General features: G+C 36.9%; 11 protein-coding genes. All 11 read right to left on the minus strand.

All coding sequences use genetic code 11. The annotated features are described in order from the left end of the window. Positions 1–9 precede the first annotated feature (9 nt). The gene (locus C7381_RS03555; protein WP_116479910.1) at positions 10–1050 is read right to left on the minus strand and encodes a ribonuclease E/G; all 1041 of its coding nucleotides are present in this window, start codon (positions 1048–1050) and stop codon (positions 10–12) included. Then, positions 1050–4388, minus strand: a complete 3339-nt coding sequence (locus C7381_RS03560) for a penicillin-binding transpeptidase domain-containing protein (RefSeq protein ID WP_116479911.1) — start codon at positions 4386–4388, stop codon at positions 1050–1052. The genes C7381_RS03555 and C7381_RS03560 overlap by 1 nt, the downstream gene beginning before the upstream one ends. After that, positions 4388–4873: a rod shape-determining protein MreD gene (mreD, locus tag C7381_RS03565; RefSeq protein ID WP_116479912.1), complete on the minus strand. Its 486-nt coding sequence runs from the start codon at positions 4871–4873 to the stop codon at positions 4388–4390. Before mreD ends, C7381_RS03560 begins: the two co-directional genes overlap by 1 nt. Next, positions 4873–5697 (minus strand): rod shape-determining protein MreC, encoded by an 825-nt coding sequence (gene mreC, locus C7381_RS03570; RefSeq protein ID WP_116479913.1) that lies wholly within the window; start codon positions 5695–5697, stop codon positions 4873–4875. The genes mreD and mreC overlap by 1 nt, the downstream gene beginning before the upstream one ends. A gap of 17 nt (positions 5698–5714) precedes the next feature. Beyond that, positions 5715–6527: a JAB domain-containing protein gene (locus C7381_RS03575; RefSeq protein WP_116479914.1), complete on the minus strand. Its 813-nt coding sequence runs from the start codon at positions 6525–6527 to the stop codon at positions 5715–5717. Further along, positions 6511–7023: a Gx transporter family protein gene (locus C7381_RS03580; protein ID WP_034546487.1), complete on the minus strand. Its 513-nt coding sequence runs from the start codon at positions 7021–7023 to the stop codon at positions 6511–6513. The genes C7381_RS03575 and C7381_RS03580 overlap by 17 nt, the downstream gene beginning before the upstream one ends. Before the next feature lies 1 nt (position 7024). Then, entirely contained in the window at positions 7025–7384 is a 360-nt protein-coding gene (locus tag C7381_RS03585) for a NusG domain II-containing protein (protein WP_165803582.1), read from the minus strand. A gap of 101 nt (positions 7385–7485) precedes the next feature. After that, complete coding sequence (uraA, locus tag C7381_RS03590) at positions 7486–8742, minus strand: uracil permease (RefSeq protein WP_116479916.1); 1257 nt, start codon at positions 8740–8742, stop codon at positions 7486–7488. A gap of 176 nt (positions 8743–8918) precedes the next feature. Beyond that, complete coding sequence (locus tag C7381_RS03595; RefSeq protein ID WP_034546481.1) at positions 8919–9440, minus strand: TDE2712 family protein; 522 nt, start codon at positions 9438–9440, stop codon at positions 8919–8921. A gap of 1 nt (position 9441) precedes the next feature. Then, positions 9442–10242, minus strand: a complete 801-nt coding sequence (locus tag C7381_RS03600; protein ID WP_116479917.1) for a S1-like domain-containing RNA-binding protein — start codon at positions 10240–10242, stop codon at positions 9442–9444. Positions 10243–10347: 105 nt separating this feature from the next. Continuing rightward, positions 10348–11790 carry an alkaline phosphatase gene (locus tag C7381_RS03605; RefSeq protein WP_116479918.1) on the minus strand — a complete coding sequence of 481 codons (1443 nt, stop codon included), beginning with the start codon at positions 11788–11790 and terminating at the stop codon, positions 10348–10350. Between the last annotated feature and the right edge of the window lie 72 nt (positions 11791–11862).

An 11862-nucleotide genomic window follows, 5' to 3' on the forward strand; every position in this document is an offset into this window, starting at 1 on the left:
CCCATAAGTTTAAATATTTTCCAAAGTTCCTATCAACGACGAAATTTTTTCGGCCGTTATTTTTTCGCCGCCTGTTTTTTTTATCGTCATCTCAAGCATTCCAAGTCTCGTTATGCCGTGAAAATTTATCTCGGTGTACTCACTCTTTAGATATTCCAAAAATTCTCGATTCATATTGCCCGGAAGCTTTAAAATGTCCATTATTATAACTCCTTCGAGATTTCGAAGCTTTATTATCTCCAAGAGTTTTTTCATAGCATCTTTATTTACTTCCATACGGTTTAAAACGCTGTCAAAAAATTCCGAATAATCTCCGGAGTTTACATCGACAATCGTCATATACGGAAGAGTGTCAACATAGAGATATCCCTTTTCCAAATCTACTCTTCTTTCGAAATTTTGTTTACCGTTTTTGAGTAGTGCTACCACTTCGTCTTTGTCACTTGATAACTCCGCATTTTGTTCTTCTATAATCTTTTCGGATTTTGTCGGAGCTTTGCAGACAATTTTTGGAATCGGAAGAGTGTTTTTCATAGAAAAAATCTGCTGCCACTTTTCGAGAAGTATTCTTTCATCTTTGAGATTTTTGTCAAATAAGTTTTTGTTAGTTTTAGCATCGCATGAATTTTCTTTCGTTTTAATACCGCTATTTTTTTCGTCTTTCAAGCTACTCCCAATCGAGCTTTTTTCGAATTTTGTTTCGAATTCTCCGGATTTTTTCGGAATAATTCTGAGCAAGCTCGAGTTTTTCTCGAGTTTTAAATCCATGTCGACGGTATAGAACTTTTCTTCATCAGGAGTCTTTCGTATGTTAAAAAACGTATCATCTCCCGCCTTTAGTCCGGTCTTTTCCGCACAGAACGCATCTTCTTTCTCACCCATGTCCACAAATGTTAGTCTTGCTTTCTTGTCGATTTTCTTTACGCGTCCGTGTACAATTGAGCCAACCGGAATCTCATCATTTTTTTCTACAACTATTTGATAAAGACGGTCTAATTCATAAAGAATCGTGACCGTCTCAATTTCATTTTTAAGTCTATAGTATTTCATTATTTTATCAACTCGTTTCTAAAAGGCATGACGTTTTTCGTGTCCACTCTATTAAGACCGAGATATTCCGCCATCAAATCTCTTGCCATCGGCCCGGCATTTGAACCCGTTCCACCTTGAAAGAGAACAGAAGCAATAACAATTTCCGGATCATCTGCAGGTGCATAAGAAACAAACCACGCAAAGTCATCATAGGGCATATTTGTGTTCGGATTTATCCCCTCTCTTTGTGCAGTACCGGTTTTTGAGCCGGTCTTAATCGGAAAATCTTTGAACACACGTCTACTTGTACCGACTCGTGATACGAGTTCCATTCCATATTTGATTTGATTAAGTCCATCCGGATTTTTTACATCAATCTTAACCGGATTTTTTTCCGGAAGAAGTACATCCTGTTGTCCGTCGAATGACTTAACCGAGTCAAATATTGTTACCTTATTCCTTGTTCCACCATTTACTAACGTCGCAATATAATTTGCCATTTGAAGCGTTGTGAAGTTCGACTGGCCTTGACCGATTGTAACGTTTAATGTGTCGGCAAGACTCCATGGTGCTTGATTTATATAGTCAAATTTTAATACATCGCTCAAGCTGCGTCTCTCACCTTTCACAGGTGTGCTGCCGTTATATCCCATGTTTTCAAGACGTTTTATAAGTTCCGCACTGGAAAGAGATCTTCCTTCTTCGGCCCAATTTGCAATTTCTTTTATATCCTTTTCAACTTCCTCGTCAGTCTTGTCCGTTTCTAAGAAGTTTTTTATATTAGCTCTTAGCCATTTTGCAATATAAAATTTTGTTGTAAAAACCTTTTGCTCCGCCTCAGGAACCGAACCAACAGTTTCCGGCGGAATATTTATTTCGATGCCTGTCTTTTCATTAAGCCCAAATTCTTCGGCCGCATTTCTAATATCTTCAATTGAAATATGCGTGCTTATCGGCTTTTCACCTTGTCTTTGATTGTTTCCAAGTGCAAGCGTATAAAAATAGTAGTTGCACGAATGCTCAATCGCGTGAGCAAGGTCAACATTGCCATGCGATGCCTTTGAAAGCGTGTAAACAAGACACCTGAACTTTGTGTCACCAACCTCAACATATCCGCCATCCCAAATTTTTTCGTATGGATCCAGTCCTTTTTGAAGTCCTGCAAATCCGGTAACCATTTTGAATGTTGAGCCCGGTTGAACTGCTGTTTGAGTTGCGATGTTGTAAAGAGGTCTTGCTGCAAGCGGATCATTATCATTTTCAGGGAAAAAGTTTTTCCAATCCGACTCATTTATTCCCGTTGCAAAAAGGTTAGGGTCGTATCCCGGATAACTTGCCATTGCGAGCACTTCACCTGTCTTCGCATTCATTGCGACAACGGCCCCTGCATTACAATTAGAGAACGGTCTCTTAGTTCCGATCTCTCCATCCATTTGATAGTCGCCCCATTCGCTTTCATAAACTGCACGCCTTCTCACGCGGTCGATTGTCTTTTGGAGATATTCCTCCGCAAGCGAATTTAGTTTCGAATCGATTGAAAGATAAAGGGTGTTTCCCGGAACGCTTTTGGTTTCGTTTAAAACAGAAGTCGTGTTTCCTATATAGTCGACAGCGACAGTTTTTTCACCGCTCTTCCCGTGAAGATATTCCTCAAAACTTTCCTCGACTCCCGTCTTTCCGATAAATTCATTTCTATCATATTTTTTATCTTCTACATATTTTTCAATTTCTTTGTCGGTAGCAATTCTTCCCATATATCCAAGTATATGAGATGCAGTTTGCCCAAGCGGATAGTATCTCACAGGTTCCAATGAAACTCTGATCCCGCTTTTTTCTCCGATTTTTTCTTCGATTTTTGCAACCGTATCATCTTTTAGACCGTATGCAAGGTTTACCGGCTTATACGCCCTTTCACCGAGCTTATAAACAAGGTCATATATGTTTAATATATCCTTCGCCTCATAGTTTGAGATGTCCGGTGAAATAGCATAATAATCTTTTGCCGCCGCTAAGAGCTCTTCCGCATCAGGAAGATTTGTATCATCATCTCGGTCTTTAAAATATGCTTTAAATCTTGAGTAAAGGTTCTTTGTATTTTTGTCATTAACAAACTCAACTTCTTTTGAAACCGAAATTTTTGCATTTATATTTTTCTTTAGAAGCTCGCGTTGAACAATAGGTCTGATTTCTTCTTTTAGTAAAAAATCATCGATGACCGTGTCACTTGCCATATTAATTAAGTCTTCAAGCGGATTTTTTGAATCCGTTCCATCATTATATTTGTAAAAAACTCCAGTTTCGTCCTCTGAAAGATAAATTTCAATATTCTTTGCCTTTCCGCTTTTTTGAACTATTTCAAGAAAAGCTTCGCCCGGAACCATTTTCCCTTCATCGTACAGCGAACTTAAAATTTCCTTTAATGCATAACGTTTACCGAGAAATGTAAAAAATGTCTTTGCATCATCTTTTATGCTGAGCTCCGGATAATTTTTGATTAGATTTAACTTGTCGATTAAAAGCTCATTTTGATAGCTTATTGAAACCGGCTTCATTCTTATATTTGATATCGTTCCACTTTTCGCTGCGATTTCAAAAAGAATCGCCCTTGCAATAGGGTGGTTTAAAATCTTTCTTTTTATTGTCATGTCTGACTTTATGATTTCAAATACAAGTTCTTCCGGCGATAATCCCGCCTTCATTGACTTATCTTTTATAAATGTGCCGAGTTTAATATCATCAGCCACAAAAACATTGTCCTTTAAAGTAACCGGAAAATCTATATATTTCTCACGAACCGCATTAAGTGCACGTTGCTTGACATTGAATGAAAAGTGATTTGGAAATCTGTCAAGATTCATTGACGACTCGACAAATTGTCTCAAAACATCTTCATTTTCAAGCTTTTTAACCATTATTTCCTGTGGCGATTCCTCACTTGTTTCATACATTTCTTCCTTTGCAAATGTATAATAGTTTAAGTCAAGCGGAAACTCTCCTTGGAAAAATACGCCGTCCTCCTCAAGAAGTCTTATAAGTGTCAAAAGTCTTTGATTTCTATTTTTTATTTCCTCTTTGGTCTGGTTAGGACGCATGAGTTCATCTTTTAAAACTTGAACCGTAAAAGAAGGAATATTCCCGGCAAGAAGTCTCCCATGCCTGTCTCTTATTTCTCCTCTCGGTGCCGTATCATAAATGGTTTTTATTCTTCTATTATCCGCAATTTCACGATATTTATCCCCTTCTACAATTGTCATGAAAAAAAGTCGTACAATAAGCACAACAAAAAGAATGGCTGTTCCAATAAAAACAATATCCATTCTCAGTGGAATATTCGCATTGTCGTTTTTATTATTCATTAATACTCCACCTTTCTGTGTCTTTTACGCATAAAAATCATATAGTAAATTATGGCTAGAACTATTTGAATCGGGATTTGAAACGAGAATAAATTAAAAAATACCGCTCCCGTTTTTGTTGCAATACCCAAAAACATAAGCCCAAGTCCGTATGACAATATATATAAAATTCCTGTCACTGCCGTTACAACTGAAATAACAAATATCGATCTTCTCGTAAATTTTTCTCTCATAGATCCAAGAACAAATGCAATAGCAACAAAAAGAAGGATTCTAAGTCCAAACGCACGTCTAAAATAGATATCCAAAACAAAGCCTGAAATCGCCGCAAGTGTTATCGCTTCTTTCTTGCCAATCGCAAGTGCCATAACAATAATCATAGGCACAAAAAATTCAGGCATCGTCACTTCAGGGAGAAGTCCTGAGAAAAATCCTATTTGCATAAAAAGTGAAACCAAACTCACCAGTAAAATTCTTGCAAACATTATTTCACCACATAAACTCTTCTTAGATGTTTAAAATCTACACCCGGCTTAATATAAACTAGCTTTTTCATTTCAGTGTCATCCGTTTCAACTTTTGAAACTTCTCCCACAAAAATATCTTTCTTTATAACTCCACCAAGTCCCGATGTTATAATTTCGTCGCCTACAATAACATCACTGTTTTGATCGAACATATAAGCTTTAAGTTCGCCCGACTTCATTCCACTTAAAATTCCGCCATCGCCGCTTCTTAAAGCACGTATGCTCACACGAACAGTATCGTCTGTTATTGCAGTAATCTCACTATAATCGCTGTAAACACCCGTTACACGCCCTACAAGTCCCTCCAGAGCATCCGATGTGTTGTCGCCGGACATAACCACGCTGTCACCCATTTCGACTCCGTCCTTTAGACCCCTGTTTATAGTGAAAACATCGTACCATGAGTTGTTGTTTAAAGACGTTATATCAGCTGCAATAAGCTCAAAATTTGAAGACTTTATCATGTCATATTCATTTTGAAGTGCCTCGCTTCTTATGACAACTTCTCTAAGCTTTCGATTTTCTTCCTCGAGTTTTTTCACCTTCAAATTAAGCTCGTCAATATCCTTAATTTCTTCGTCCGAAAGTCCTCCCATCTTCTCTCTTAGAGAACTTCCAATATTTCTGAAAAATCCCGAAATGGGATTCACAACAGTCGATATCCCTTTACTAATAATGTTATCCTTAGATACATTTTTGTCTACTATAAAAACAAACACAACAAGTGCAACAAAAATAAGGAATATTATTACATTTTTAAAATATTTATTGTTAAAATTCATTGATTTCCTCTTCTAAATTACATATCCCCATGTTGTCTCAGAGAATAATAGTTTCCATTTCCAACGACTATATGATCGACAACTTCGATACCGAGAACTTTCCCACACTCGACCATTCTTGAAGTGAGCCTTATGTCATCGCCCGAAGGAGTTGGATCGCCGCTTGGATGATTGTGTGCAAGCATAATCGATGTCGCTCCTAGTTTTACAGCACGTCTGAATACTTCTCTTGGCATTGCAATGGTTTGATTTACAGTGCCCTTCGATATTATTTCCTCGTCTAAAAATTTAAAGGTTGAAGTCTTTTTCGCATCATTTTTTAAAATTTCATCGCCATCAAAAATAAATCCGTCCTCTGAAACTCTTGCTATATCTTCATTAATTAGACAGTTTTTGTTATTTAAAACAAGCACCATAAAATGTTCTTCTGTGTAGTTTTCAAGCTTTCGCATGATGTAGTCTGCAGCACTTTTTACAGAGGTCAGTTCTAACATTCCGTCTTTTGCCCTTTCGAGTGCAACTCTGTTTGAAAGCTCAAAAGCCGCCATCATGGTAGTAATTTTTTGCTCGCCGAACCCCTTTATATTTTGCAGATCCTGTGCTTCAAGTTGAACGAGTGAAGAAAGTGTTCCACCACCATATTTAAGAAGCCCTTTACTAAGTTCCAATACATTTAAACCCACTGTTCCCGTTCTTAAAAGAATAGCAAGCAGTTCCCATGGCTCGAGACTCTTTGCTCCCATCTTCATCATTTTTTCACGTGGCATAAGTTTTTCTGAGTCGACCACAAACTCTGTTAAATCAGTCTTTTCATTACTGTTTTTTGTCATTTAGAATAACTCCCAAAGTGTTTTTTCTTACGAGTTCATTTACAATAAACCCATTAAGCGTACCTGTAAAAGTTCCTACAATTTCAATCCACGGTAAATAGTGGAAATAAATAAAACTGTTTAGTACAAGATATGAAACGGTTACTTGTGAAAAGTTAAAAAAGAAAGCTCCAACCACAGAAACTCCTATATAACTGACACGCGGTTTTAATTTCATCGCAATTATCATACCTATAAGTGCAAAAATTCCCGATGGCAAACTATACATTATGCTTGTGAACGAGCCGCCCATAAGTGCTTGCAAAATACTTTTCATAAGTACAATAAAAAACACTTCTTTTTTCGAAAAGTATATTAGCCCAACCAAAAGAACTATATTTGAAAACCCAAGTTTCATACCTGGAATCGGAATAAGTGGCGTAAAAAAATTTTCCAAAAAAGAAATCATACCAGCAATGAGTGCGAAGAGTGCGATTTTTGTAATATTTGTCTTCATTTTACTTCACCATCATATCTATCTTATCCTCATCATCGCCGACAATAGTAACAGTCATGTGATGTGGAATGCAGATGAGACTTGAACCCGACGACTTAATCTTGCCTTGCTTTACAGCGAGTTGTCTCGGACAGTTCGACTCAAGCATAACAACATAATCCGGTCCTATTTCAATTAAATTTATCCCATATTTCGTTTGAAAAAGTTTCTTTATAGGTTTACTTTGAAAATCTTTTCTATATATAACTTCACCATCAACTTTTACTTCGATGCCCGACGCTTCAATCTTTGGGAGCGTAAAAATGGCAGTAACCGAAACAACAATGATAGCAAATATAATTATAAAATCTAGTTTTGTCAATACAATCACCGTCTTTATTTTATCATTAATCGAAAGTTTATTCAAGATTATTATGTAAATTAAAAGTCTTCTCCATTTTACAAGAGAAGACTTTTATTTTGCTATTCATTTAATAAATTTAATTTTTTACACATGTAGAAGACGAGTGATAAAACTACTGCTACAACTGATGCAAGCACCATACCCGAAAGATTTATCGCACCGAATTTCACTGTGAGTCCTGAAAGACCCGTTGTGAAGATTACAGATGTTAAAATTAGATTTCTTGACACACTGTAGTCAACTTTTTGGTCAACAAGTAGTCTAATTCCGCTTGTGCCAATCATTCCATAGAGGAGGAATGTAACGCCACCGATGACGTCTCCCGGAATTGTCGATATGAAAGCACTCAAAGGTCCAATAAATGCCATTATAATAGATATTATCGCAGCTCCTCCGATAACTTCTACAGAATAAACCCCTGTGATTGCCATAACTCCGATATTTTCACCGTATGTTGTCGTAGGAACTCCACCTACAAGACCGGAGAGTGCAGTTGAAAAGTTATCGGCAAAGATTGAGCGGTGAAGACCAGGATCTTTAATAAGATCTCGACCGATAATATTTGATGTTACTACTTGGTGTGAAATGTGCTCCGACAAAATTACCAAAACTACCGGAAGCATTGTTAATATTGATTCAATGTTGAATTTTGCAAAATGGAAATCCGGCATTGTAAAAAGTTTTGCTTCATAAACCGGTGTGAAGTCCACCATGCCCAGAGCAACTGCCGTGATATATCCTGCAATTATCGCAATGAGGATTGGAACCGTTGCAAGGAGCTTTCTAAATAAAACTGAACCGAATACTGCGACAAGCACAGTTACCAAAAATACAACCAAGTGTTTAGTGCTGTAGTTATCGGTCAAGATTTCTGCTCCTATAGCTCCACCCCTTATTGTTAGTCCTACAAGTTCGAAACCTATAAGTGCAACAACGGAACCCATTGCTGCAGGTGGAAGAACAATATCAATCCAACTCGTGCCGTATTTGTAAATAATCGCCGCTATAATCATACCTATAATTCCGACCGCCACAAAGGCACCTCCGGCGTATTCAAAACCCATTTGATTAATTATTACTGCACCCGGTGCCAAAAATGCAAAACTACTTCCAAGATATGCCGGTGCTTTTCCCTTTGTAACCGCAATAAAAATCAGAGTGCCAATTCCGTTCATAAAAAGAACAATTGCCGGATTTATTCCGAAAATAATCGGAACCAAAACCGATGCTCCGAACATAGCAAAAGTGTGCTGAATTGATAACGGAACCAATAATTTCCCCGGGACTCTTTCGTCTACTTGATAAACCTTTCTCATATTTTCTCCTTTCATCTCGCTTTATCTTAGTAAAGCTTCGATATCAAAATTTTTTTGTTCCAACGGAACTCTCCCGAATGCTTCGGGCATTTTTTCTATTATACTCGAAATAAATTCTAATGTCAATAAAAATCTAAAAATTTTTTTTAAAAAAATAGAGCCATAAGGCTCTAAAATTACATGGTTTTAATTTTATCTTCAATCGCTTCTTTCAAAGTTTTTCCGTCAAATGTAACTTCACCGGTGCCGCCGAAAATATCAACTGCGATTTTAAAGAAGTTTACAACAAGATTGTTGCCCACAACTTTAAAGAAGTCTGTTGTTCCGGGAACAAAAATAACGTTCACTTCGTCATATCCGGATTTCGTCGAAAGATTAGCTTCATCTTCTTGAAGATTAAGTTGCTTCATAGGGGCAATCATGGCCTCCATAACTCCCAAGTCTTCCATCATCCACATATTATTGTTCCAAAAACGTTTGTCTCTTTTGCTTCCGCCGTTTAAAAGTTCTCTGTTGGAAATAGCAGACAAAACACTTCTTACCCCTTCTTCTTTGAATTCATCGTCATAAATGAGTTTCATTTCAGGTCTTTCTGCAACCGAAATAATATAAGGTTCTGCAACCTTTTCCTTTTCCGCTACCGATGACCAAAAGAAGATCATCATTTCAACTACTTCCGTATTAATATTAATCTTCATATTAATCTTCAACTCTCCTAACTTCTACCGGGCCAACCTCTATGAGCCCTTGTTTTAATAATCTTCCGCAAGCTCTCTTGAATGCTTGCTTGGACAAACCGGTAACTTCAAAAATTTCTTCCGGTGACGACTTATCACCGATTGAAAGCCTCCCGGTTTTCATCAGTCCATCCATTATAATAACACTATCTTTGTCAATTTGCAAATGCGAGCGCTCTCTTTTTGTGAGCGAGATTTTTCCGTCAGGAAGCACATATTTCACTCGAAATTTCTCCTTATCTCCGACTTCATAACCCCTTGTCATTTCATTTGCATCAAGTCTTGCATCGATGTCTTCATCGACAACTCCGAAAACTCCAAGTCCTTGTCGCACGCTGTAAATCGTGGCAATAACCTCGTCATTTTCAACATAGTTGTGGCTGTTTGAAACATGATCACTTATCCTCATTGAGCCGAAAAGCCTGTCTTTTCTGTCGCGCATTACTTTTACGACAACTCTGTCCCCAGGCTTAACTTTTCCTGTAGTTTCAGCAAATGGCATAAATAAATCGTCTGCACCGAATGTGTCTAGGAAAAATCCCACACGTGATTTTTCTTTTACTCTTAAAGTTAAAACTCGACCATCCTCAACCTTATTTTCGCTCAAAATAGCGATATTATTTTTCTTGTCCACTACGGTTATTTCAATTTTATCTCCGATTTTTATATCACGTGAGAAACCGCCTCTTAAAATACTATATGTTTTGGAATCGCAAGTTACAACCATTCCTTCGTTTGTAAAACGACTTACTTCTGCTATCATTTAACCACCTCGTATATATTATAACATTTAAAATTTGAAAATAAAAGAGTAAATGAAAAGAACCGATAAAAATCGGTTCCTTCCTGAGGCTAATTGAGATTAAAGTTATTTAGCTAACATTTTTTCATAAATTTTTGTATCGTGGAATGTTCCGGTAAAAAGTTCTGCATGTTTACCAATTGCATATACCGGAATTGGGACAGCTGTGTGATCATTTGTTCCAAAAGTTATTCCGCTCTTATTTGCAACAAGTTTTGTTATGGTAATTGCGATTGGATTATATCCGCCGTATTGGAGAGTATAATCATCATCCTTTTCAACTTTTTCACCCTTGTTATATTGTTCTATTGATTTTTTTATAAGATTTATTTCTCTTTCACTCAAAACAAATTTATCATCTTTATCTCCGCTGAATTTAAGTGAAGTATTTTCAGTTATAATCTTTTTGATTTGTTCAAACTTAACCTTTTCGCCTAAGGCTTTTATTTTGTTGTCAAATTCAACTTGGCTGATTTTTTGACCTCTTAAGATTTCTAGGTTTGTGTTGTAGTGTGTAAGATAATAGCCGAGACTCATGCCGCCGGTTTCGTGGTCTGCTGTAACCAAAATCAAAGTTTCCTTAGGGTGTTTGTTGTAGAATTTAATTGCTTCATCAACAGCAAGTTCCAAATCCAAAACATCTCCGTAAGCTGCTCTTGCATCGTTTGCGTGGCATGCCCAGTCTATCTTTCCACCTTCTGCCATCATGAAAAATCCCTTTTCATTGTCGAGCACTTCAATGCCTTTTTTGACCATTTCATGAAGAGTCATATCGCCCTTCTTTTGGTCCATCATATAAGGCATAGCTCCACTGTCTTGAAGTCTTTCAGAAACAGCGTATACTTTTTCTCCCTTTTTAATATTTTCAAAATCTTTTCTTGTTTCAGTGATTTTGTATCCTTTATCTTTTAAAATTTGATATAAATCCTTACTCTTTCCGTCTTTTCCCGTTCTTTGACCTAAGGAGCCCCCTGCGAAATAATCAAAGTTTGAGTCAGCCATTTGCTTTCCGATTTCGTAGTAGTTCTTTCTCGAGTCGACACTTGCATAAAATGCTGCAGGTGTTGCGTGGTTGAGTGTAACACTGGATAAAATACCAACTTTTCTTCCCGCCTCCTTATACTTTTGTGCAATTGTTTTGAATGATTTCATTAAATCTGTATCTTTACAAATAACTCCACTATGGATTTTGTTTCCTGTCGACATTGCTGATGCAGTTGATGCAGAGTCAGGAATAAGACTTGTCTTATCGTGTGTATTTACAATTCCGGTGTATGGAAATTTAGAAAAACTAAGTTCTCTTATGGCTGTTTCGCCTTTCTTTTCATTTCCTTCCATCATTTGCGCCAAATTGATTTGTGAATATCCCATACCGTCACCGATAAATAAGAAAATATATTTAAGTGGTAACTCTTCTTCTGTTTTTGCTTGTCCGAATGGAGCAAAAATAAGTGCAATTGATATAATAGCAAGTACAATTGCAATTCTTCTAGTAGTTTCTTTTAACATAACTTCCTCCTCTTTACAACCTTATTATATCCGCAACATGTAAAAAGGGTTTGATCAAAGTATTAATTATAT

It is taken from the genome of Ezakiella coagulans, assembly GCF_003096635.1.
Classification (GTDB): domain Bacteria; phylum Bacillota; class Clostridia; order Tissierellales; family Peptoniphilaceae; genus Ezakiella; species Ezakiella coagulans.

Coding starts and splice junctions, on each gene's coding strand:
- C7381_RS03555 (WP_116479910.1), bottom strand. CDS start 1,050: ATGAAATACTATAGACTTAAAAATGAAATTGAGACGGTCACGATTCTT.
- C7381_RS03560 (WP_116479911.1), bottom strand. CDS start 4,388: ATGAATAATAAAAACGACAATGCGAATATTCCACTGAGAATGGATATT.
- mreD (WP_116479912.1), bottom strand. CDS start 4,873: ATGTTTGCAAGAATTTTACTGGTGAGTTTGGTTTCACTTTTTATGCAA.
- mreC (WP_116479913.1), bottom strand. CDS start 5,697: ATGAATTTTAACAATAAATATTTTAAAAATGTAATAATATTCCTTATT.
- C7381_RS03575 (WP_116479914.1), bottom strand. CDS start 6,527: ATGACAAAAAACAGTAATGAAAAGACTGATTTAACAGAGTTTGTGGTC.
- C7381_RS03580 (WP_034546487.1), bottom strand. CDS start 7,023: ATGAAGACAAATATTACAAAAATCGCACTCTTCGCACTCATTGCTGGT.
- uraA (WP_116479916.1), bottom strand. CDS start 8,742: ATGAGAAAGGTTTATCAAGTAGACGAAAGAGTCCCGGGGAAATTATTG.
- C7381_RS03595 (WP_034546481.1), bottom strand. CDS start 9,440: ATGAAGATTAATATTAATACGGAAGTAGTTGAAATGATGATCTTCTTT.
- C7381_RS03600 (WP_116479917.1), bottom strand. CDS start 10,242: ATGATAGCAGAAGTAAGTCGTTTTACAAACGAAGGAATGGTTGTAACT.
- C7381_RS03605 (WP_116479918.1), bottom strand. CDS start 11,790: ATGTTAAAAGAAACTACTAGAAGAATTGCAATTGTACTTGCTATTATA.